The following is a 21,096-nucleotide window of genomic DNA, read 5'->3' on the forward strand; positions in this document are numbered from 1 at the left end:
CATGAAGATTCGCGCAAATGCGCTGGCCGGCATCGCACTCGCCGCCACCGCAGCCCTCAGCCTGGCCGCCTGCGGCAACGGCACCGCATCCTCCGCAGCCACGGGCTCTGCCTCCACTGACGCCAAAGTGGCTGGCGAAATCACGGTGTACAACGCCCAACACGACACTCTCACCAAAGAATGGGTGGACGCGTTCACCAAGGAGACCGGCGTCAAGGTCACCATCCGCCAGGGTACCGATACCGAGCTTTCCAGCCAGATCGTCCAAGAAGGCGGGGCATCACCGGCCGACGTTTTCCTCACGGAGAACTCCCCCGCCATGGCCCAGGTTGAGAACGCCGGCCTCTTCGCCGACATCGACAAGGCCACTGTGGACCAGGTTCCGGCTGAGTACCGCCCTTCAACCAACAAGTGGGCCGGCATCGCAGCCCGCTCCACCGTTCTGGTCTACGACAAGAACAAGATCAGTGACGACAAGCTGCCCAAGTCCATGTTGGATCTGGCCAAACCGGAGTGGAAGGGCAGGTGGGCGGCTTCCCCGTCCGGCGCTGACTTCCAGGCGATTGTTGCCGCCCTGCTCGAACAAAAGGGCGAGGCAGCCACCACCGAGTGGCTCAATGGCATGAAGGACAACTTCAAGGCGTACAAGGGCAACAGCACCGCCATGAAGGCAGTCAACGCCGGCGAAGTCGACGCCGCGCTGATCTACCACTACTACTACTACGGCGACCAGGCCAAGACCGGCGAGAACTCCAACAAGGTCACCCCGTACTTCTTCAAGAACCAGGACCCGGGCGCTTTCCTGTCCGTGTCCGGCGGCGGCGTGCTGAAGTCCTCCAAGAACGCTGCGGCTGCCCAGGCGTTCATCAAGTTCATCACCGGCAAGCAAGGCCAGGAAGTCCTCAAGAACGGCACCTCCTTCGAGTACGCGATCGCTTCCAAGGTGGACTCCAACGCTAAACTCATTCCCATCAAGGATCTTCAGGCTCCCACCGTTGACCCGGCCAAATTGAACTCCGCAAAGGTCACCGACCTGATGACCAAGGCAGGACTGCTGTAATTCTGTGACCACTGATCTATCGGCTCCCGCACTTCCAACGAATTCGGAGAGCACGACGACGGCGGGCAGGGGCAAGCGCCCCCGCCCGCCTCTCGGCGTTTCCGCAATATCCCTGCTGGCGGTGCTGATCGCGCTGTTTTCGCTCGTCCCGCTGGGGTACGTCGCTTACATGACGGCTGCGACCGGCTGGAACACCGCCGTCGGACTCATCTTCCGGCCGCGTGTCGGCGAGCTGCTCCTGAACACCATCATGCTCGTGGTCTTCACTGTGCCAATTTGCCTGGTGTTGGGAGTTGGCGGCGCGTGGCTCGTGGAACGCACCAAACTGCGGGGGCACCGCTGGTGGGCCGTGGCCCTGGCGGCCCCGCTGGCCATCCCGGCCTTCGTCAACAGCTATTCGTGGGTATCCGCGGTCCCGTCGCTTGAGGGCATCTGGTCCGGGGTGCTCATTGCCACGCTGTCATACTTCCCCCTTGTCTACATTCCTGCGGCGGCAACGCTGGGGCGCCTTGACCCGGCCATTGAGCAGTCCGCGGAATCCCTTGGCTTGGGACCGTGGGCCGTCTTTTTCCGGGTTGTCCTGCCGCAACTGCGGATAGCGATGACAGGTGGCGCTCTCTTAGTGTCCCTACACCTGCTGGCCGAATACGGTGCGTTCGCGATGATCCGTTTCGACACGTTCACCACGGCGATCATGACCCAGTTCCAATCCACGTTCAACGGCACCGCCGGCAACATGTTGGCAAGCGTCCTGGTGTTCTTCTGCCTCATCCTGCTCCTGGTGGAAGTCAGGAGCCGCGGCACCGCGCGCTATGCCCGAGTCGGTTCCGGCGCCCAGGCCAAGCCGGTCCGGTTGCCGCTGCGCCACTACCAGCTCCCCTCCCAGCTCGCACTGCTGGCCCTCACGGTGTTGGCCTTTGGATTACCGATCTGGTTCGTCCTGCGCTGGGTGGTTGCGGGAGGCGCCCGCGTCTGGTCCGCCAACGAGTTCCTTCCGGCGCTGCTCCAAACCCTCGCTTATGGCACCGTGGGCGCGGCGGTGACAATCGTCGTCGGCTTCCCCATGGCGTATCTGGCGGTGCGGCACCCCAGCTGGTTCAGCAAGATGCTGGAGCTCTCCAACTACGTCACCAGCTCCCTGCCCGGCATCGTGGTGGGCCTTGCGTTCGTGACCGTGAGCATCCGGATGTTCCCGGGAATCTACCAGACCTCCGGCGTGCTGATTGCCGCCTATGTGCTGCTGTTCCTGCCCCGCGCCCTGGTCAACATCCGCTCCGGACTGGCCCAGGCTCCGAAGGAACTCGACGAGGCCGCGCAGTCGCTCGGAAAGGCCCCTCTCGTGTCCTTCTTGAAAGTCACCCTGCGCCTCACGGCTCCTGCCGCCGCAGGCGGGGCCGCGCTGGTGTTCCTTGCCATCGTCAATGAGCTGACGGCCACGCTGCTGCTGTCCCCCAACGGCACGCACACCTTGGCTACAGAATTCTGGAGCAAGAGCAGCGAGATCGACTACTCGGGCGCGGCCCCCTACGCCCTCCTCATGATCCTGTTGTCTGCTCCCATGACGTACCTGCTTTTCCAACAGTCCAAGAAAGTAGCCGGACAGTGACCGAACAATCCCCCTCCAGGCTTCCGGCACCCCGCGTCGCGGCTTCGGTGGCCCCAACCACCAACACGCACTTGGACATCGCCGAGGTCACCAAGAACTTCGGTTCCCAGGCTGTGCTGAAGGGCGTGAACCTGTCCGTGGCGAAGGGCGGAACCACTGCCATTGTGGGGCCATCCGGATCCGGCAAGACCACCCTGCTGCGCCTGATCGCCGGCTTTGAACACCCAGCCACCGGCTCCATCAGCCTCAACGGCACCAAGGTCGCCGGGAACGGCGTCTGGCTGCCTGCGCACAAGCGCCACATTGGCTATGTTGCCCAGGATGGTGCACTCTTCCCGCACCTTACGGTGGGACAGAACATCGCCTTCGGGCTGGACAAATCAGCGCTCGACGGCGGCCGGCGCGGTGTGAAGGCGCGGGTCCAGGAGCTGCTGGAGATGGTTTCCCTCGATGCGGACATGGCCAAGAGGCGGCCCCACCAGCTCTCGGGAGGCCAGCAGCAACGGGTGGCACTTGCCCGCGCCTTGGCCCGCGAACCGGAGCTCATGCTGCTCGATGAGCCATTCTCCGCCCTCGACGCCGGCCTCCGCGTAGCCACCCGGCGCGCCGTGGCCAAGGTTCTGAGCGAAGCAGGGGTCACCACCATCCTGGTGACACACGATCAAGCCGAGGCCCTTTCCTTTGCGGACCAGGTGGCCATCATGCGTGGCGGAAAGCTGGCGCAGATCGGCAATCCGTTCGTGGTCTACACCCGTCCCGCCGATCGCGCCACTGCCGAGTTCCTGGGCGACGCCGTCATCCTGAACGCGTGGATGGAAGGCTCCCTGGCCACGTGTTCGCTGGGCGGAATTCCCGTGCGACGTCCCCCGGCACAAGGGCTAGTGCAATTGATGCTTCGCCCGGAACAGATCCGGATTGCCCCCGATGGCCCCATCCGCGGCGTCGTGGTGGATACCGACTACTTCGGACCCGAGACCACCGTCCGCATCAAGCTCGCGCCGCGCGCCGCCACGGGCGGCGCAGGCCCGGTCTACCCCGGCGGCGGTGAGGTCATCACCATCCGCCACTGGAACGCTTCGATCACCAGGCCCGGCACGGAACTGTGCCTCCGCGTGGTGGGCGAAGGTGTTGCCTTCCCAGCGGAGGAATAAGTCTGCGGCCTGGGATCCAACCTCCGCGATGGCAATAAAGCTTGACATAACCAAGGGTGGCCGGCCGTCATGGACGGCCGGCCACCCTTTAGGCAATTGCCGCATGCATTAGAGTCCGGCAACCCCGTTCGGAGTACCAACCCCGGTGGGCCCGTCCCACCCGGTACCGGCGAGGCACCATTGGCTCGTGGGGCAGCTGCCCGTTGAGCCCGAGGCGACATCATTGAATTTGCCTGCGTTTGTGTAGGGGAGGGAGTTGGCCAGCCCCGCGGAGCTGCCAGTGTTCCCGGAAAGCGCGTACATTGCGGCGATCAGGGGTGAGGACAGACTCGTTCCCCCGTACTGTGCCCACGATGAAGTGGTGCCGTTGCTCGGCGCGTATACCGACAATCCGGTCTGTGGATCTGCGACGGCGGCGAGGTCTGCTGAGGCGCGCTTGCTGCACCCCGTTCCAAAGGTGGCAGAGGCTGGCAACGCGGTATTGACACTTGAGCATCCGGATCCCGAGCCGGACCAGGCCGACTCGCCCCACCCACGGTTGCTGGTGTCCTTGACCAACGACGTGCCACCTACCGCAGTGACATAACTCGAGGAAGCTGGGTAGGACGAGCCGCTGTACCCGTTGTCACCGGTGGATGCCGTCACTGCGATTCCCGGGTGGTTGTAGTACGCGCCATAACTGGAGTCTGCGGAATCCCCGCCGCCGTAGCTGTTGGAAATCGCGGCGACTCCTGGCTGTTTGGCTGCCGTTGCCACGGCTGTACCAAGATTGGCGATGCTGGCTGTCGTCGCCTGCACCACGAGGATCTTGCAGTCGGGGCAGGCTGCCGAGACGGCGTCGACATCGAGGGCGGTTTCGTCGGCCCAGCCGGAATTGAACTTGGGAAGCTTGCTCCCGCCGTTTTGGTTCATGACGGTAAGGCAGCCGTTGTTGACTGTGCACGCCGGGAGGCCGAACTGTGAACGGTAAACGCCGAGATCGCGTTCAAGGTTCGGATAGCCGTAGGCGTCCACAATTGCCACGGTCCGGCCGCCGGACTTGAGGCCCGTGATGTTGTAGGCGCTCTGGATATCCGCGGGGGTCTTACCGGTGGAAAGCGGCGTGCTCGAAGCGGGCGTGACTCGTCCGCCCTGCGGAAGCGCTTTGGCCGATCCTGTTGAATCATCGACGTACTTGAGGGCAAAACACGACGCAATACCGGCAGGGACATCGGGGCATGCCCTTTCCGCATGCCAATTGGCGGACGGGGACGGTTGGGCAACTGCCGCCGGTGCCGCCGTTGAGAGAGCGCTCAGCAAAAGCAATAAAGCCCCGGAAACGCTAAGAATTTTCTTCACGAAACCTCCCTGAGGATCAATAGGATCCGCACTGACAAGACAGTCAACGCAGCGCGACAAGCTTTACACCAAACACCTCGCTTGTCACCCACGTCACATCTGTACCTGCTATTTCATGGGACTCCGCGGATCGGGGCTCAGAGCGACGAGGCCCCGCGACGGGCATAGCCTTGCACGCTTACTTCGGCCGCGCAGGTGCCGCTGAAGTACCCACCGCCGACGCCGGGCAGGTGGAAGTCGTAAATGGCAAGGGCATCGTCGGTGACCGGTTTTTCGGCAAGGCGGCGCACATGGATGCCGCAATCACCTTGATCGCCGTCGAGGCCCCCGAAGCCATGGCAGCGGAGCTTCTCCGAGCTTCACGACTTCCGTAGGGCAATTCCTACGACTGTTGGGGTTCCGCGTCAGATGTGGTGGTAGTGGCGTTGGCCTGATCGGCCAAGGAGCCGCGCCGACGGCTCGCCACCAGGAACGGCACTGCAATCAATTCGATCACCCCGCTTATCGCCAACGAGGCGGAGTAACCGTACACATCGGCGGCCCGGCCGAGCAGCGGTTGCACCACGACGCCGCCGCTTGATCCCATGAGTGAGTCGAAGCTAAGCACGGTTGCCCGCTGCTTCGAGGGGATCATGTCGTTTACGTACGCCTGCCGCACCGGGGTGCCGGCCGATTCGACCACGGCCCAGAGCGTCAAGAGCACCAGGGCCACCCAGAACACTTGCGTGATCCCGAGCACCACAAGAATCAAGGCACCCACCACACCGCTCAAGATCAACACCGTGGTGCGTTTGCGCACGAGGCGCCGGACGCGGGGTGCAATCCATCCGCCGAGCACCTGCGCTCCGGCCACGATCGCCGCTGCCAGACCCGCCACGGAGTACGCTCGTGGGTCGCCGAAGAGCTGAAGCAGGAACGGCTGCAGGGCGTAGAACACATAGATCCCGACGCCGGCGCTGAACGGCGCTGCCAGCATCACGTACCGTACGGGTGGATTTTTCAAACCGTTCTCGATCGAGGCGTCCAGGACGGCACGGGTCGCCTGGAGGGGATGGGTGGAGCGCTCGGGGGTGAACCCGACGTCGCGCATGAGCAAGAAAGCCACGACGAACATGGCTACTAGCACGCCGACGCGCACCAGGAACGGCACTCCCAGGTTGGTGGCCTGCGCGATCACGCCTCCAGCCACGGAGCCCACCAGCATGGCGACGCCAGCCACCATCTGTCCGCGCCCGAGCACCGTCTCCAGTCCGCCTTCATACCCGGTGAAGCGCAACGCGTCCACGAGCCAAGCCTCCACCGCGCCCGAGAAGAAGGTGAAGCCCAGTCCGAGCAATACCGACACCGCCGCCCACCACCAGAAGGGGGCGGAAAGTTGCCAGAGCAAATAGTAGAGGTAGGTGGATCCGGCCAGTGTCACCGTGCCAAGCAGGAACGAGACGCGACGCCCCCAGCCGTCGGCCACCACCCCCGTGGGTACCTCGAACACCACCATTCCGGCGGTGAAGAAGGCGTTCGCCGCAAAGGCCTCGAGGTTGCTGAGTCCGGCGTCCAACAGGAAGAGGGTGTTGATCCCCCAGATGAACGAGGCCGCAAGGGTGTTGCCGAGGGTCAACGTGAGGTAGACACTTTGAATCTTTCGGGCGGCGGCGTTCATCGGGGCGCCGTCCCCTCCGGCTTGAGGGGGAAGCACGAGCCCATTCTCGTCCCCTCCGGCTGCGCACGCCAGAGCCCGACCAGACTCACCTATCGTGCCCGCGAAACGGGGTGCGTGCCTCATTGGGAAACGCTCGCGAAATCACCGGGCCGCCACGGGCACGGCAGTGACGATGATGGATGGACCTGTCGTTGGGAACGCGTTGGGATATCACGAAGAAACCACGCCCTGATCAGACGGGCCGGCGAGAAGACATCTACTTCACGCGCTCCCGGCCCTACAAGTCCAACGACAACGCCCATGTCGAGCAGAAGAACGGCGACGTGGTCCGCAGGCACGCCTTCCACTACCGCTACGACACCGCCGCCGAGCTCAAGCTCCTCAACGCCCTCTACGCCCTCGTCCGGGTCCGGCTGAACCTCTTCACCGCCACGACCAAAGCAACCGGCTGGGGCCCGAAACAAACACAGGAAGACCCGCGTCCACGACAAGCCACGGACCCTGTACCAGCGCGTCATTTTCCGGGATCCTGACCGGAGCCAAAGCCGCCGGACCGCCGAACTGATGGACACCACGAACCCGGCAGACCTCACCCGGGGCATCACCACCATCCAGACCCAGCTCATCGCCCTCGCCGCAGCAAAAACACAGGCCCTTGAAACATCATCCACGCGAGCACAAATAGATGAGGCACGGGAACTCATTTCGCGTGCATCGTGACCTGAGGCATTACGGAGCCCGACGAGAGTCATTGGTCCTGACGATCTTTCGATCTTTTTCGACCGGACGGGCTCTTTGTCCTAATAATGTCGGTGCCCTTTGGGATGCTTTGAATATGGCCGGGATTCGGGGAACACAGCTGATCGGAGCGGGGGCGCCTTCGGGCAGCGCGGCTCCGGATGCTGCTGTCCCGCGCGTGCGTGTGCAGGATCTGATTGATGCCGTGAACTCGCTCCGCCCGGCCGCCGGCGGCACCGAATTGCCCGACCGTGCCGAATTGATCGACCAGTTGCGAGGTCTTGAGGATCTGAAGTCGGCGATCGCCGGTTTGCAGGCCCGGATCGCCGTCGCGTTCGATGCCGCCCAGCGCAGCGCCGAGAAAGACCTGGGCGTACCCGCCGACGAGCAGGGACGCGGGGTGGCCGCCCAAATTGCTTTAGCCCGCCGGGAATCCCCCGCCCGCGGATCCCGGCTCCTGGGCTTCGCGAAAGCCCTCGTGACCGAGATGCCCCGCACCCTCGCCGCCCTGGACACCGGACAGCTGAACGAATGGCGCGCCACCCTGCTCGTGAAGGAAACAGCCTGCCTAAGCGCCGAAGACCGCTGCGCCGTGGACGAGGAACTCGCCGCCGACACCCGAACCTTCCACGGCGCCGGAGACCGGGCCATCACCGCCGCGGCCCGGACCGCGGCCTACCGGCGGGACCCCCGCTCCGTCACCCAGCGCGCCAGCCACGCCGCCACCGAACGGCACGTCAGCCTCCGCCCGGCACCGGACACCATGACCTACCGCCCTGCTCCCCGTCGCCCAGGGCGTGGCCGTGCACGCGGCCCTGTCCCGGCACGCCGACACCCTCCGCAACGGCGGGGACGCCCGCAGCCGGGGCCAGCTCATGGCCGACACCCTCATCGAACGCACCACCGGCACCCCCGGCGGCATCACCGGGGTGGAAGTCCAGATCGTCATGACCGACCGCACGCTCCTCCAGGGCGACAGTGAACCGGCACGCCTGCCCGGCTACGGCATCGTCCCCGCCGGCTGGGCCCGGACAATGCTCACCGGGAACCACCAAACCGCACCCGGCCAGCCCGCATTCGGCGGGCCGAGCCAGCTGGGCCAGGCCCAAGTCGGGCAGGACCGGGAGCTGAAGGTCTGGCTCCGGCGCCTCTTCACCGCCCCGGGAACTGGGGACCTTGCCGGCGTGGATTCGCGGGCGCGGCTTTTCCCGGCAGGAATGCGGCGCTTCATCGAAGCCCGCGACGACACCTGCCGCACCCCGTACTGCGACGCGCCCATCCGGCATTTCGACCACATCATCCCCTGGCACCACGGCGGACCCACCAGCCTGGCCAACGGCGCGGGCCTATGCGAAGCCTGCAACCACACCAAAGAACTCCCCGGCTGGACAGCACAACCCGGAGCAACAGCAGGCCCCGGGAGCAGGCACGTCATCGACATCCGCACCCCCACCGGACACCACTACCAATCAACAGCCCCGCCCTTGCCCGGAACCGGACTGGAAGGAACCGAGCCGGCACGAACCGGGCTGCCCGATCCTGCGTCACCACATTCCAGGCAACACCGACGCAAGCTACGACACCAAGCCAAAGCGCTCAAATACGCCGGTGTCACCGAACTACAAGACGCCAAACTGCAGGCTGCCTGAGCAACGAACGGAGATTCCACCCACTGATGATCTTTGGAAGCTATGCCGAGCGAGACTGCCGATATTGATGGAGAGCGTTGCACTCCTGCGTGAGGCTCGGCGGAGCTCCAGCGGCCTAGTTCAACGCGTTTCCGGGGCCCACGGCCTTCGGGCCGGGGCTCTTCGGAGCAAGCGGCAGCGTGATCTTCATGACGGTGCCCCGCGGACCGCTGCGCTCGACCCCAACCGTTCCGCCAGCTCCCGTGATGATTTCACGGACCAATGCCAAGCCGATTCCGAAGCTGCGCTGGCCCGGCGCGCCCCCCGGGTTCTGCGTCCTCACGAAACGGTCAAAAATCCTCGTCTGGTCCACTCCCTTGATCCCGGCCCCGGAATCCGAGACGGTGACCACCGCACGGCTGCCGAGCACCGCCGTCGTGATCTCGACCTGGCCGCCAGCGGGCGTGTGTGCCAGCGCGTTGTCGGCCAGGGCAAGTAGCGCGCGGCGGAATCCATTGCTGTCGATGAGCGCGAGGGGGCGGTCCTTTTCAGTCAACGTGACGCGGACGTCCTTCTCCCCCGCGAGGTGCTGCAAGCTTTCGACGACGGCGGCCGCGACTTTGGCGAGATCGCTAGGCTCTGCGGTGGCGTCCGAATGCGAGCCGGTGGCTGCCACGAGCAATTCGTTGACGATGCCGGTGAGGGTCGCGGTGTCATTGCGGATGCGGGCGAGGGCCTGCCCGGTTTTCGAGTCCGGGACGGCATCGCGTTGCGCAAGCTGGACTCGGGCATCCAGGATGGCCAGGGGCGTACGCAATTCATGGCTGGCGTCCTGCACGAACCGTCGCTGCAATGCGAGCGCCTCTCCCAGCGGCCTGATGGCACTCCGCGCGCTGAGCCAGCCAATGCCGCCGGCGAGGACGATCCCCGCAACCCCGGCAACGATCATGGCCTTCAGGAGGTCCTTGGTATCCAGGTAGGCGTAAACAGAGTCAGTCTCGCTTGGTCCAGGGACTCCTGGCTGCCGCGCCTGGTTGAACAGGTAGATCGCAGCGGCTGCCAGAAGGCAGAGCACCAAAACTGCGCAGGCCGCGCTGATCCGCACTGCGATCTTCAAGGAGGCTTTGCGGAGTTTCGCCTGGTCAGGATTCTCAGTCATGGGGATTGCCGATCTGGTAACCGAGGCCGTGGACCGTCCGAATCACCGTTTTGGAGATCTTACGGCGCAGGTGGTGGACGTAGGTGTCTATCACGCCCGGTTGGTCCGTGGGGTGGAACAGGGCGCTGATGAGGTCTTCACGGGTGAAGACCCGCTCCGGTTCCCCGGCCAGAGCCTCTAGGAGCCCGGCTTCCTTCGCCGTCAGCGTGACCACGGAACCGTACACGGAGCGCACGGACCGGGCACCGGCGTCGAGCTCCCAATCCCCGATTCCCAGAGTTGTGGGCGGCTGGGCGTACGTCCGGGTGAGGGCTCGCAAGCGAGCGGCGAGCTCCATGGCGTCGAACGGTTTGCTCATGTAGTCGTTCGCTCCGGCGTCGAGGCCCAGGATCTTCTCATCTGTGGCGCCGAGCGCGGTGAGGATGAGGATCGGGGTGGCAATTCCCTTGGAGCGAAGGGCCTTGATCAAGGCAATGCCGTCCATCACCGGCAGCCCCCGGTCAATGACCATCGCGTCCCAACTCTGGGTCAAGCCGAGGTGGAGGCCGTCGCGCCCATTGACAGCCAAGCGGACGGAGAAATCCGGCTCCAGGAGCTCGCTGATAAGCGGGCCCAGGGCGGCATCGTCTTCGACCAGGAGGAGGGCCGGCCGCTCAGCTGTTGTCATGCTGTCTATTCTTCCCCGGCGTGCCCATTCGTGGCGCCCACCTTGACCTTGCGGCGCTTCTTGAGCAACTCGACTCCCCAGGGCAATACGGAGACCAGAACCATGATGACGGCGATGGCGTCAATGTTGTTTGCGATGAACTCGTAGTGTCCCAACCAGGAACCCAGAAGCGTCACGGAGGTGCCCCAAATGACGGCACCGGCGATGTTCCACAGAGTGAAGGATTTGTAGTCGTAGCGGGCAATGCCTGCGCTCAGCGGTGCAAATGTCCGCACAATGGGCACGAAGCGGGCCAAGACGATCGCGGGGCCGCCGCGGCGTTTGAAGAATTCCTCAGCCGTGTCCAGATGCGCGGTCTTCAAGACCCGGGCATCGTCCTTGAACCAGCGCCGTCCGAACTTGCGCCCCAGCATGTAGCCGATCTGGTCTCCGGCGATGGCGGCAGCCGACACGACGGCGATCAGCACAGGCAGTTCAAGCTGAAGTTGCTGGTGCAGCAGTCCGGTGGTGAACAGCAACGAGTCACCAGGCAGGAAGGGGAAAAGGAGACCGGATTCGATGAACACGATCAGGGCTACGACGCCCAACGCCGCAGGGCCCAGGCCCTGAAGGAGCGTGGCGGGGTCAAAGAAAGCCGGCATGGCAGAAAGTGCGTGCATTGGTCCTCCTCAGGATCCGTGTGCTTGTGTTGCGGGTGCTTCCGAGGTGGCTGCTTCTGACGCGGCGGCTCCTGAAACTCCCGCTTCTGACACCGTTCGGTGCGAGAGCCGCTCCAGGATTCGCGGCGCGTACCGGTTCCACAGCCCGGCCAGGACGATTACCGCGGCGCTGGTGGCCAGGAAAGACCCCACAACGTCGCTGGGGTAATGGACTCCGATGTAGATCCGGGACCACGCAACCACCGCGGCGAGGACTGCCCCGGCCCACGCGGTGATGACGCCCCATCGGGTGCCCCGGACCAGGAAGTACAAGGCGAACGCGAACGCTACAGCGAAGGCCGTGTGGCCGCTAGGAAAGCTGTTGGAACCCGTTTCCGGAGAGAGTGGATCGAAAAGAAGCGCAGGGTTGGGCCGGTGGCGGGCAACGATCAGTTTGAATACCTCGCTGGCAGCCCAGCCCGAACATGCGAAGAGCACAAACATGACAGCCCGCACGAAGGACTTGCGAACCAGGAATTGGTACAAGCCAATCACCAGGACCATGCAGACTCCTGCTACAGGAGCGAAGAGAAAGTTCAATATCATGGCCAACGTCGTCAAACCCGCCACATGGTGGCGGCTGAGTTCCTGGTCAACGCCAAGTTCACTGCCGGTCAGGCCCGTTACCGACTGCACGCTAAAGCCAATGGCAAGGACCACCGCCGCGAGGGCAATGCCCCACAGAAGCCAGTACCTGGGCTGCGGAAGCAACGGCACACTCTGGCGGACGACGGCGGAATTGCGGCCTTCCGCGGAAGTGTTCTGCTTGGCGTGTGATCGCATGGTGTCTCCGGTTTCGGGGGTGGCGGCCGTTGTGCGGCCCGCTTCCACTCTCGCGCGGGGCATTTAAGAAGCTCTTAAGAACTCCTGCTTTTGGGTACTTCGCCCTTGACCCGTGGGTGGCTGAGCCCCAGAGTTAGGAACCTACTGTCCGCCAAAATCGAAGGATCCGGGATGTCCGAATTTGCGATCTCGAAAGACGGTACACGCATCGGGTATGACCGGCACGGCGAAGGACCCGCCGTGATCCTGGTTGGCGGTGCGATGCAATTCAGGGGCTTCGACCCCAACACGGTGGAAATGGCCAAGCTCTTAGGCTCCAAGGGGTTCACGGTCTTGAACTTCGACAGGCGTGGCCGTGGGGAAAGCGCCGACGCTCCGTCATTCACCCTGAAAGACAACATCGACGATCTCGCCGCGCTGATCGACATAGCAGGAGGCAGAGCTGCGCTCTTCGGGAGCTCTTCCGGTGGCTCGATTTCCCTGGCAGCGGCTGCAGCCGGCCTATCCGTCACGAAGCTGGCGCTTTGGGAGACTCCCCTGAGCGATGAACTCGGTACCGGCGGGGCCGAGTTCTTCGCAGGGCTCCAGGGACGGATCGCATCCGGGGACAAGGCCGGCACTATCGAGTACTACATGAAGGACATGCCGCCGGAGTGGCTGGCGGGCGCCAAGAATAGTCCAGGATGGCCCATCATGCTCGAACTGGGCCCCAGCCTTTCCGCCGACGCCGAATCCCTCGCATGGACACAGTCCGCGCCAAGGGCAGAACTGTGGTCCGGCATCACGCAGCCCACCCTGGCGATCGTCGGCGAGCAGACCATACCGATCATGCCAAAAGCGGCCGACTCCATCGTGGCCAACATCCCGAGTGCCCGCAAAACCACCATTCCAGGCGCGAACCATAGCTGGGAACCCGGAGTCATGGCAGACGCGCTGGCCGAGTTCCTCGCCGGTTAGTACGGCGCTGGCCTCCGCGATGGACCTGGCCGGGATCGCCGTCGAACTCTACACACTGGTTCCCTCGGCGTTCACGGCGGCCCGCACTGCGCGGGCCAAGGAAGCGAAATCCGCTGGGGACGCCGAACTGGCGAAACAGATCGCCCAGCTGCCCAAGCCGTCGACGGCGGCGTGGGCGGTCAACATGCTTGTGCGGCACGGCACCAAGGAATTCGCCGGAGTTCTGGAGCTTGGGGCATCCCTCGGGAGGGCCCAGGAGCAGCAGGACCACGACCGTCTCCGTACGCTCGGCCAGCAGCGCCCGCGCGTGCTGGCTGCCGCCGTCGAGCAGGCCCGTGCCGTGGCCGAGGGCCTGGGCGTCAAGGTGAGCGGCGCCGCCGCGCTGGAGATCGAGGCCACGTTGAGGGCCGCGATGACGGATCCAGCCGCCGCAGAGACGCTCCGCAGCGGGCAGCTGGTGCGTTCGCTCGCCACAAACGGATTGGAACCCGTGGACCTCTCGGGCGCAGTGGGAGTGCCGGGCGCGCCTCCCGCCGCGGGTACCACCAAAGAAGAGCCCGACGACGGCGGGCGGCAGCGCGGGCGGGCAGACTCACAGCGGAGCCGCGCTGACTCGGGGTGCGAACGCGAGAAGGCGCAAACTGCATTGCTCGAGGCGCAGCGGAACGCGGACAAGGCCGACATGGAACTCGCCAAGGCGGAGCGCGAAAAGGCCGAGGCCGTGCACCGGAGCGAGCAACTCGCCGTCGAGGTCAAAGCTGCCAAAGACAAGCTGGCTGCGTTGCAGCAGGAGCTTGCCGCCACGGAGTGGGCGATCACCCTGGCCGAGCGGAACCGCAAACTGGCCACCCGGCTGGCCGCCCGGGAACGCCGGACTGCGGAAACGGCGCGGGCCCGGTTGGAGGGGTTGTCGTAGCGGCCATCCGGCGTCCGATATACCGGACAATCGGCGGCGTATTCTTGGACAATGAACAGTCATTCCGTGCGGCCCAAGGCGCCGGCTGCGGCACAAGTGCTGGCGGTTCTCAGATACGTCGCAGGCCAGGCAGGTCCGGTCAGCGCATCCATCATTGCGCGAGATGTTGGATTGCCTCGGTCCACCACCTATCAGCTCATTGCCGCCCTGATCGATGACGGCTTCTTGGTCCATCTTCCGGAGGAGCGGAAGTATGCCTTGGGGGTGACCGCCCATGAGTTGGGGACAGGGTATTCGCGGCAAGCCCCAATCCAGCGGATTGCCCGGTACCCGCTGTCCCGGCTCGTCGCCCGGACCCGCCGGACTGCACATCTTGCCGTGATGCATGGGCGCGACGTCGTTTACGTGATCGAGGAGCGGGCGCCGAGGCAACGGCCTTTGGTCACCGACGCCGGGGTCCGGCTTCCTGCCCATCTGACGGCCAGCGGCCGGGCGATGATGGCCCAGATGGACCCCGCCCAGGTGGCTGCGCTCTTCCCGGGCCCGGAGGCTTTCGCCGAGCGCCACAGCAACGGCCCGCAATCCTTGCCCGCGTTGCAGGATCTCTTGGCGCGGGCACGTTCACTCGGATATGCATGGGAGCAGGACGAGGTCACGGAGGGGTTTTCCTCGGTGGCCGTCGCCGTCCTCGACCGGCAGCGCTATCCGGTAGCCAGCGTGACGTTGACGGTGTCGAACCGGGCGTTTCCTGGCGGAACCGCCCGGCACCGGGGCAAGGACGCCGAGACCGCCGAGGAAAGGGCAGTCCGCATTGAAGACGTCGCCCGGGAGTGGATTCCGGAAGTGACCAGATGTGCCAGGGAAATCTCCCGCCGGCTGGGCACCCAAGCCTGATCCCGACGTCGTACTTTCCGTCCTTGGCGCAGATGCCCGCTCACATATATGGGAAAAAGCATGGATGCCCGCTCACATCATGTGAGCGAGCATCCGCCGGAAACACCCCGAAGGTGAGCGAGCGTCTGGGGGTAGGGGCAAAAAGGCTAAACTACTGCGTTGTTCGACACTGAGCCTGCTAGTGGAACAACTGGCTCCGAGCCAACCCCCGTCGGGTAAACCATCTCGGCCGGAGCGTTGGAGTTCCTCTTCGCCAGCGGGTAGAACACGATTGCCGTGACCACGAGGCCCACGAGCCAGGAGATATCCGCCCCGCCCAGAAGGTCGGTCATCGGGCCGGTGTAGAGAGTTTGCGCCAGGAACGGGATCTGAACGACGATGCCGATCGCGTAGCTCGACAGCGCAGTCTTGTTCCAACGTCCGTAGCGCCCGTTCACGTCGTAAAGGGCCGGAATGTCCACCTTTTCCTTGGAAACCAGGTAGTAGTCCACCAGGTTAATGGAGCTCCAGGGGATGAATACCATCAGGAGGAGAAGGACGAAGTTTTTGAAGTTGGCAATGAAGTCGGGGGAAGCAAGGACTGCAATGAGTACCGAGAGTCCGATAAAGCCGATCACATAGGCGAACCGGGTCCATGAAGCCACCGCAGACTTACGGGTGAACGCTGTGACCGAGGTAAGCATGGTCATGTAGCCGCCGTAGGCGTTCAGAGTGTTGACGGTCAGCTTTCCGGTCACGACGACCAGGTAGATAACCACCGCGATCAGTCCGCCGCCACTCAAATTCCCGAGGAAGGCGACTTGGCCATCCAGGAACCTCGCACCCTTAGGCAAGGCGAGGGCAGCGAAGAGCGCGCCGAGGGTCATGGACCACTGAGAACCAAGCACCGTCCCGAAGTATGCCGACATGAAGGTCTTGCGTGCGGGGGTGCTGGAAGGCAGGTACCGGGAGTAGTCGGCGACGTACGGACCGTACGTCAGCTGCCATCCGGCGCCGAGGGAAATGGCGAGCAGGAAGGTCGGAAACTCGAAACCGCCGGCTCCCAAGAGTGCACCGACGTCCTCGGTGACCAACAACCTGATGCCCAGGTAAGTGAAGCCTAGGATACCCACGACGGTCGCTGTGCGGCCCAACATGTGGATGTACTTGTAGCCCAGGGTCGCCACGACGGTGGTCAGCACCCCGAAGACGATCATGCCCACGGCCGGGGTGCCCGTGTGGAGGATGAGGCTGATCGCCTGCCCGGAAAGGACGGTGCCGGTTGCTGCGAAGCCGAGGTACATGACGACCACCAGCACCAAGGGAATCACCGCCCCGAAGATTCCGAACTGCGCCCGGCTGGAAATCATCTGCGGCAAGCCGAGCTTCGGCCCCTGGGCGGCATGAAGCGCCATGACCGCGCCACCCAAAAGGTTTCCGATCAGGAGACCAATGATCGCCCACAGGGCATCCGCTCCGAACAGTACAGCCAAGGCGCCGTCGACAATGGCCGTAATCTGCATGTTCGCGCCGAACCAGAGCGTGAACTGCTGGCCAGGCGAACCATGGCGTTCATTTTCCGGGACAAAGTCAATGGAGCGGCGCTCAACGCGCGGCCCAACCGTTCCCGCTTTTCCTGTGGCCTGCATGCCTGTTCCTCACTTTGACAACCGAAGTCCGATGTCCCCAACTGAGAATCAATCAGAGCATGTGAAGTGACTGCGATCACGAAAAAGTGTCCATCTTTAGTCCGATATACCGGACGATAAGAAGGAATCGCGATTAATCCCGTTGCTCTTCTAGGCAGGCCCACTCTGTGCTAAACCAAAGTCAAGATGCCCCGACGCCTCGAAGGAGATCCACCATGAGCACGACCACGGATAAAGGATCGGGCCGCGGGCTGGAGATCCGGTCCATCGACTACGTTCCGTTGGACGAGAGGCATGGCAAGGTCTCGCACATCGGGCCGTTGTGGTTTGTCAGCAATGCCCAGATCGCCACCCTGGCCGTAGGGTTGATCAGCATTACCACCGGCGGCAACCTGATCTGGTCGCTGCTCGCGATCGCCATCGGGGTCCTCGTTGGCACACTGTTCATGGCCGCGCACTCCTCGCAGGGTCCCCAGCTCGGCCTGCCCCAGATGATCCAGTCCCGGCCGCAATTCGGCTATATCGGCGCCCTGCTGGTTTGGCTTTTTGCCTACCTTCAGTACGCCGGATTCAACATCTTCAACACGATCTTGGCTGGCCAGGCCATCTCGGAATCAGTGAACTTCGGATCCCAAAACCTCTGGTTCTGGGTGGTCACTATTGTCGCAGTCGTCATCGCCCTGTTCGGTTACGACCTCATCCATGCCTTCGAGCGCTACCTGACGTACCTCACCATCGTCATGCTGGCCCTGCTCACGGTGGCGGCCGTCAAACTGGCCATACCTGCCGGTGCATACAACCTGGCCGACTTCCATCTGGTGCCGTTCCTTGGCCAATTGGGCGTCGCGGCCGGGTACCAGATCTCCTGGGCAATCTACGTCTCGGACTACTCCCGCTACCTCCCGCCAGCCAGTGGACGGGGCACCTTCCGGTGGACGTTCTGGGGCAGCGCGCTGGGCGGTATTTGGGTGATGTTCCTGGGCGCGTACATTGGAGCTGCGGCCGGGGAGAACTTCGAGACAATCGGCTCGATCAAATCCACCGCAGACCAACTCTTCGGCGGATTCGGTGGCATCGCCTTGTTCGTCGCCGCACTGGGCTTGCTTTCCGTGACTGCCCTGAACATGTACGGCGGTTCCCTGACCCTGATATCGTCCATCGACAGCGTGCGGCAGATCCGGCCGACCCTGCGGCTCCGGATCATCACGATCACCATCACCGCCCTGATTTCCCTGGTCTTGGCGAACCTTGCCTCGGCCGACTTCCTGGCGAATTTCAACGACTTCCTGCTGCTGGTGCTGTACTTCTTCATTCCGTGGACGGCGGTCAACCTCACCGACTACTTCATCGTGCGCAAGGGCCACTACGCAATCGCTGAGATCTTCAAGCCCGATGGAATCTACGGACGGTGGGGTTGGCCCGGCATCATTTCCTACCTCCTCGGCTTTGTGGTGATGATTCCGTTCTTCTCCGCCGGGAAGCTCTTCGTCGGGTTCATAGCCCACGCGATTGACGGCGCCGACATCTCACTGTTCATCGGACTCCCCGTCTCCGCTGGGCTGTACTGGCTGATGACCCGGCGTATCGACGTCGACTCCGAAACCCGTTTGGCAAAGGCAGAGGCCGACGCCCTCGAGGCCGCCGCGCACGAACACATCCTGCCGTAACGCCGACAGCGCCGCTCCGCCGTCACGCCAGGCAGGTTTTTGGAGCCTTGAGTCGATGGCGAGCCCGCGATTCCGGGGGTGGAGCGGAGTCGCGGTGCCAAGAAGTTGCGTCGAGTGACGCGGCGGCGATCAGTGCGGTTCGCCGGTCAGTGGTTGGCACGCCAATGGGCATGGTGGTCTCCCGGATCGGTTCCTCGCGTTGCCGCGGCCGGGGCGGCCGCGGGAACGCAAGGAAGGATGGGTTAGTCGATCCTGCGTCCGCCCAGCCAGCTGACCATGGCAGGGTCGCGGTGGTCGAAGAAGAGGCTGGCGCCGGTGTCCAGGGTTCCGATCTGGCTCATTTGCTCGGCCGTGAGGGTGAAGTCGAAGACGTCGAGGTTCTGGGCCATCCGTTCCGGCCGGACCGACTTGGGGATGACGACAACCTCGCGCTGAATGAGCCAACGGAGAACCACCTGGGCGACGAACTTGCCGTGCGCTTCGGCGATGCAGTACGCCGTGCACAGGCATTGCAGCGACAGCAGACCCGCCAACTCGCTCGCCTTGCCCGAACAAATCCACCCATCCAACTCATGCGGCTCATCAGCCACACGCCCCCGGTCAAACGCCTCCTAGGCCGGATCATCGGCCTCGGCTTCCGTCGCGAACACATCCGCAGCCCTCAGGCGGAGCCGTCGGCGGCCGGGCGCCCCGCCGACGGGGGTGGAGACCCGGAGCGTCCCTGAAGGGCAGCGTCACGCCGAGCAGGTTTTCGGCGCTCCCAACGGACCGCAAGCCCGGGATTCCGCGGTTTCGGCGAAGTCCGGGCGCCAAAAAGGTGCGTGGCGTGACGCGGCCCGTGCGCTGAGGCCCGCCGAGATTACCTCTTCAGGTTGCTCAGCTCCTGCAGTACCTCGTCCGAAGTTGTGATGATGCGGGCGTTGGCTTGGAAGCCGCGCTGGGCCACGATCAGGTTGGTGAATTCCTGGGACAGGTCCACGTTGGACATCTCCAGTGAACCAGCGGTCAAGGTGCCGATTCCGGCGTCGCCCGGTGCACCCAACTGGGCCGTGCCGGAGTTGGCGCTGGCCACGTAGGTGGAGTTGCCGGCTTTCTCGAGGCCGCCGGGGTTGGTGAAGCGGGCGAGTGCCACGCGTGCAAGGACTTGCTTGCTGCCGTTGCTGAACGAACCGATGAGCGAGCCGTCCCCGCCCAGGGTGAAGGACTCGAGCTTTCCTGCCTCCGAGCCGTTCTGGCTGCGGACCGTGAGCGTGCTCATGGCGGCGAAGCCGGTAACGGTGGACATGTCCACCGTTACCCCGCCGACCGTCATAGTGCCGCCCGAGGTCAGGGCACCGTTCGTGAACGCGAGCGTGGAGGTTCCTGTGGCGCCGTTGGCGTCTGCCCCGGCCACGTCCCAGCCAGCCGCAGAGCGGCTGAACGTTAGCGTCAGGCTGCGGGAGGCGCCGTCGGCGTCGTACACCTTGACCTGGCGCTCCACGCTGGTCCCGACGGCGGCATCGGATGGCAGGTTGCCGTCCAGTGAGGTCTTGGTGGTGGCGACTGCGGCCGCCGTGGTGTTGGGCGAGAGCGCGATGGGCCCGATGGGGCCTCCCATGTTCACCGCACCGTTGGCCGCGGACCAACCCTGGAGGATGCCGCCGTCGGGACTCACAAGGCGGCCAGCGGCATCCATGTCGAAGGCGCCGGCGCGCGTGTAGAGCTGCTGGCCGCCCTTGCTGGTGATGAAGAAACCGTCGCCGGAAATCATCATGTCCGTGGCACGCCCGGTGTTCTGCGATGAACCCTGGCTGAAGTTTGTGCTGACCGCCGCCACGCGCACGCCCAAACCGATCTGGGCGGGGTTGGTGCCGCCGGTTTCGGCCTGCGGAGCACCGGCGCCCTGCGTCATCTGGGAGAGCGTGTCCTGGAACTGGGTGGAAGAAGCCTTGAAACCGGCCGTATTCACGTTGGCGATGTTGTTGCCCGTGACGTCCAGCATGGCCTGGTGGGCTCGGAGGCCGGAGATTCCGGAGTACAGCGAACGAAGCATGGTGTGGCCTTTCTTCGGGTGGTTCGGGGCGGAAGTTTGTGGAGCGTCAGGCGGTGGGTGCGGGCGAGGCTGCGGCGGTGATCCCGCTGATGGAATCGAGCGGAATGTTCACTCCACCGACCGCCACGGTGGGGACTCCCCCGGCGAAGGAAACCGAGCTCGCCACGCCGGATCCCTTGGTTCCGTCAGCGAGCGCGTAGCTGATGTTGTGGCCGATGATCTGTGCCGCGGCAGTACGCATCTGGAGCGAGAAACTCTCCTTCGCGCCGGTGGAGAGTTCGGTCATTTTCTCCATCATGGACAGCTGGATGGTCTGGCCCATCATCTGGTTGGTGTCCATGGGCGCGCTGGGGTCCTGGTTCTTCAGTTGTGTCACCAGCAGCGACATGAACATGCTCGAGTCCATGGTCTGCGCGGGCTTGGGCGATGCGGTTCCTGATGCGGCGGTTCCTGACGCTACGGTTCCTGGCTGGACTCCGCTGCTTGCCGGGATGGCTTGGATGGTCACTATTGGCTC

The 21,096-nt window shown here is 64.2% G+C and carries 20 protein-coding genes and 2 pseudogenes; 12 read left to right on the forward strand and 10 right to left on the reverse strand.

Annotated elements, in window-relative coordinates; all coding sequences use genetic code 11:
* Nucleotide 1: 1 nt before the first annotated feature.
* The 3 genes from AC3ANQ_RS18525 to AC3ANQ_RS18535 are packed head-to-tail and all read left to right on the forward strand — an operon-like array spanning nt 2 to nt 3,817.
* Entirely contained in the window at nt 2-1,060 is a 1,059-nt protein-coding gene (locus AC3ANQ_RS18525) for an iron ABC transporter substrate-binding protein (RefSeq protein WP_488302383.1), read from the forward strand.
* A 4-nt stretch (nt 1,061-1,064) separates the two neighbouring features.
* Nucleotides 1,065-2,666, forward strand: coding sequence for an ABC transporter permease (locus AC3ANQ_RS18530; RefSeq protein ID WP_488302384.1), 1,602 nt, complete (start codon nt 1,065-1,067; stop codon nt 2,664-2,666).
* On the forward strand, nt 2,663-3,817 hold the full coding sequence (locus AC3ANQ_RS18535; protein ID WP_488302385.1) for an ABC transporter ATP-binding protein: 1,155 nt from the start codon (nt 2,663-2,665) through the stop codon (nt 3,815-3,817). The genes AC3ANQ_RS18530 and AC3ANQ_RS18535 overlap by 4 nt, the downstream gene beginning before the upstream one ends.
* A 108-nt stretch (nt 3,818-3,925) precedes the next feature.
* On the opposite strand, the gene AC3ANQ_RS18540 is transcribed toward AC3ANQ_RS18535, so the two are convergent.
* A complete protein-coding gene (locus tag AC3ANQ_RS18540) occupies nt 3,926-5,155 on the reverse strand; it encodes a S53 family peptidase (protein WP_488302386.1) in 1,230 nt (409 codons plus the stop codon).
* A 164-nt stretch (nt 5,156-5,319) separates the two neighbouring features.
* Between AC3ANQ_RS18540 and AC3ANQ_RS18545 the strand changes: the two are divergent.
* Nucleotides 5,320-5,505: pseudogene (locus tag AC3ANQ_RS18545) on the forward strand (molybdenum cofactor biosysynthesis protein); the annotation flags it as partial.
* Between the two features lie 32 nt (nt 5,506-5,537).
* Here AC3ANQ_RS18545 and AC3ANQ_RS18550 read toward each other — a convergent pair.
* A complete protein-coding gene (locus tag AC3ANQ_RS18550) occupies nt 5,538-6,812 on the reverse strand; it encodes an MFS transporter (RefSeq protein ID WP_488305371.1) in 1,275 nt (424 codons plus the stop codon).
* 179 nt (nt 6,813-6,991) lie between these two features.
* On the opposite strand from AC3ANQ_RS18550, the gene AC3ANQ_RS18555 reads away from it, so the two are divergent.
* The 3 genes and pseudogenes from AC3ANQ_RS18555 to AC3ANQ_RS18565 all read left to right on the forward strand — a co-directional run bounded on the left by AC3ANQ_RS18555 (nt 6,992) and on the right by AC3ANQ_RS18565 (nt 9,199).
* Nucleotides 6,992-7,345 (forward strand): hypothetical protein, encoded by a 354-nt coding sequence (locus AC3ANQ_RS18555; RefSeq protein WP_488305409.1) that lies wholly within the window; start codon nt 6,992-6,994, stop codon nt 7,343-7,345.
* Between the two features lie 31 nt (nt 7,346-7,376).
* Nucleotides 7,377-7,532, forward strand: a complete 156-nt coding sequence (locus AC3ANQ_RS18560; RefSeq protein WP_488302387.1) for a hypothetical protein — start codon at nt 7,377-7,379, stop codon at nt 7,530-7,532.
* Nucleotides 7,533-7,647: 115 nt separating this feature from the next.
* A pseudogene (locus AC3ANQ_RS18565) lies at nt 7,648-9,199 on the forward strand (HNH endonuclease).
* 115 nt (nt 9,200-9,314) lie between these two features.
* Here AC3ANQ_RS18565 and AC3ANQ_RS18570 read toward each other — a convergent pair.
* Genes AC3ANQ_RS18570 through AC3ANQ_RS18585 form a run of 4 tightly spaced genes read right to left on the reverse strand, consistent with a single transcriptional unit; the run spans nt 9,315 to nt 12,548 of the window.
* On the reverse strand, nt 9,315-10,337 hold the full coding sequence (locus AC3ANQ_RS18570; RefSeq protein WP_488302388.1) for a sensor histidine kinase: 1,023 nt from the start codon (nt 10,335-10,337) through the stop codon (nt 9,315-9,317).
* Nucleotides 10,330-11,004, reverse strand: a complete 675-nt coding sequence (locus AC3ANQ_RS18575) for a response regulator transcription factor (protein ID WP_488302389.1) — start codon at nt 11,002-11,004, stop codon at nt 10,330-10,332. Before AC3ANQ_RS18575 ends, AC3ANQ_RS18570 begins: the two co-directional genes overlap by 8 nt.
* A gap of 5 nt (nt 11,005-11,009) precedes the next feature.
* Complete coding sequence (locus AC3ANQ_RS18580) at nt 11,010-11,663, reverse strand: DedA family protein (protein ID WP_488302390.1); 654 nt, start codon at nt 11,661-11,663, stop codon at nt 11,010-11,012.
* Nucleotides 11,664-11,672: 9 nt separating this feature from the next.
* Nucleotides 11,673-12,548, reverse strand: coding sequence for a phosphatase PAP2 family protein (locus AC3ANQ_RS18585; RefSeq protein WP_488302391.1), 876 nt, complete (start codon nt 12,546-12,548; stop codon nt 11,673-11,675).
* Between the two features lie 108 nt (nt 12,549-12,656).
* Here AC3ANQ_RS18585 and AC3ANQ_RS18590 point away from each other — a divergent pair, with 108 nt between their 5' ends.
* The 3 genes from AC3ANQ_RS18590 to AC3ANQ_RS18600 are packed head-to-tail and all read left to right on the forward strand — an operon-like array spanning nt 12,657 to nt 15,252.
* Nucleotides 12,657-13,442, forward strand: coding sequence for an alpha/beta fold hydrolase (locus AC3ANQ_RS18590; RefSeq protein ID WP_488302392.1), 786 nt, complete (start codon nt 12,657-12,659; stop codon nt 13,440-13,442).
* A gap of 19 nt (nt 13,443-13,461) precedes the next feature.
* Nucleotides 13,462-14,358, forward strand: coding sequence for a hypothetical protein (locus tag AC3ANQ_RS18595; protein ID WP_488302393.1), 897 nt, complete (start codon nt 13,462-13,464; stop codon nt 14,356-14,358).
* Nucleotides 14,359-14,409: 51 nt separating this feature from the next.
* Nucleotides 14,410-15,252 carry an IclR family transcriptional regulator gene (locus AC3ANQ_RS18600; protein WP_488302394.1) on the forward strand — a complete coding sequence of 281 codons (843 nt, stop codon included), beginning with the start codon at nt 14,410-14,412 and terminating at the stop codon, nt 15,250-15,252.
* A 146-nt stretch (nt 15,253-15,398) separates the two neighbouring features.
* Here AC3ANQ_RS18600 and AC3ANQ_RS18605 read toward each other — a convergent pair whose 3' ends face one another.
* Entirely contained in the window at nt 15,399-16,880 is a 1,482-nt protein-coding gene (locus tag AC3ANQ_RS18605) for a purine-cytosine permease family protein (protein ID WP_488302395.1), read from the reverse strand.
* 215 nt (nt 16,881-17,095) lie between these two features.
* Between AC3ANQ_RS18605 and AC3ANQ_RS18610 the strand changes: the two genes are divergently transcribed.
* On the forward strand, nt 17,096-18,547 hold the full coding sequence (locus AC3ANQ_RS18610; RefSeq protein ID WP_488302396.1) for a purine-cytosine permease family protein: 1,452 nt from the start codon (nt 17,096-17,098) through the stop codon (nt 18,545-18,547).
* 242 nt (nt 18,548-18,789) lie between these two features.
* On the opposite strand, the gene AC3ANQ_RS18615 is transcribed toward AC3ANQ_RS18610, so the two are convergent.
* A complete protein-coding gene (locus AC3ANQ_RS18615; protein WP_488302397.1) occupies nt 18,790-19,080 on the reverse strand; it encodes an aldo/keto reductase in 291 nt (96 codons plus the stop codon).
* A gap of 39 nt (nt 19,081-19,119) precedes the next feature.
* Between AC3ANQ_RS18615 and AC3ANQ_RS18620 the strand changes: the two genes are divergently transcribed.
* Entirely contained in the window at nt 19,120-19,272 is a 153-nt protein-coding gene (locus tag AC3ANQ_RS18620) for a hypothetical protein (protein WP_488302398.1), read from the forward strand.
* A gap of 134 nt (nt 19,273-19,406) precedes the next feature.
* Here AC3ANQ_RS18620 and AC3ANQ_RS18625 read toward each other — a convergent pair whose 3' ends face one another.
* Nucleotides 19,407-20,579, reverse strand: coding sequence for a flagellar hook protein FlgE (locus AC3ANQ_RS18625; RefSeq protein WP_488302399.1), 1,173 nt, complete (start codon nt 20,577-20,579; stop codon nt 19,407-19,409).
* A 46-nt stretch (nt 20,580-20,625) separates the two neighbouring features.
* On the reverse strand, nt 20,626-21,087 hold the full coding sequence (locus tag AC3ANQ_RS18630) for a flagellar hook assembly protein FlgD (RefSeq protein ID WP_488302400.1): 462 nt from the start codon (nt 21,085-21,087) through the stop codon (nt 20,626-20,628).
* Between the last annotated feature and the right edge of the window lie 9 nt (nt 21,088-21,096).

It is taken from the genome of Arthrobacter sp. DMZ02-1R (genome assembly GCF_057747935.1).

Coding starts and splice junctions, on each gene's coding strand:
- AC3ANQ_RS18625 (WP_488302399.1), bottom strand. CDS start 20,579: ATGCTTCGTTCGCTGTACTCCGGAATCTCCGGCCTCCGAGCCCACCAG.
- AC3ANQ_RS18525 (WP_488302383.1), top strand. CDS start 2: ATGAAGATTCGCGCAAATGCGCTGGCCGGCATCGCACTCGCCGCCACC.
- AC3ANQ_RS18610 (WP_488302396.1), top strand. CDS start 17,096: ATGAGCACGACCACGGATAAAGGATCGGGCCGCGGGCTGGAGATCCGG.
- AC3ANQ_RS18555 (WP_488305409.1), top strand. CDS start 6,992: ATGGACCTGTCGTTGGGAACGCGTTGGGATATCACGAAGAAACCACGC.
- AC3ANQ_RS18585 (WP_488302391.1), bottom strand. CDS start 12,548: ATGCCCCGCGCGAGAGTGGAAGCGGGCCGCACAACGGCCGCCACCCCC.
- AC3ANQ_RS18550 (WP_488305371.1), bottom strand. CDS start 6,812: ATGAACGCCGCCGCCCGAAAGATTCAAAGTGTCTACCTCACGTTGACC.
- AC3ANQ_RS18600 (WP_488302394.1), top strand. CDS start 14,410: ATGAACAGTCATTCCGTGCGGCCCAAGGCGCCGGCTGCGGCACAAGTG.
- AC3ANQ_RS18605 (WP_488302395.1), bottom strand. CDS start 16,880: ATGCAGGCCACAGGAAAAGCGGGAACGGTTGGGCCGCGCGTTGAGCGC.
- AC3ANQ_RS18560 (WP_488302387.1), top strand. CDS start 7,377: ATGGACACCACGAACCCGGCAGACCTCACCCGGGGCATCACCACCATC.
- AC3ANQ_RS18570 (WP_488302388.1), bottom strand. CDS start 10,337: ATGACTGAGAATCCTGACCAGGCGAAACTCCGCAAAGCCTCCTTGAAG.
- AC3ANQ_RS18575 (WP_488302389.1), bottom strand. CDS start 11,004: ATGACAACAGCTGAGCGGCCGGCCCTCCTCCTGGTCGAAGACGATGCC.
- AC3ANQ_RS18595 (WP_488302393.1), top strand. CDS start 13,462: ATGGACCTGGCCGGGATCGCCGTCGAACTCTACACACTGGTTCCCTCG.
- AC3ANQ_RS18620 (WP_488302398.1), top strand. CDS start 19,120: ATGCGGCTCATCAGCCACACGCCCCCGGTCAAACGCCTCCTAGGCCGG.
- AC3ANQ_RS18580 (WP_488302390.1), bottom strand. CDS start 11,663: ATGCACGCACTTTCTGCCATGCCGGCTTTCTTTGACCCCGCCACGCTC.
- AC3ANQ_RS18590 (WP_488302392.1), top strand. CDS start 12,657: ATGTCCGAATTTGCGATCTCGAAAGACGGTACACGCATCGGGTATGAC.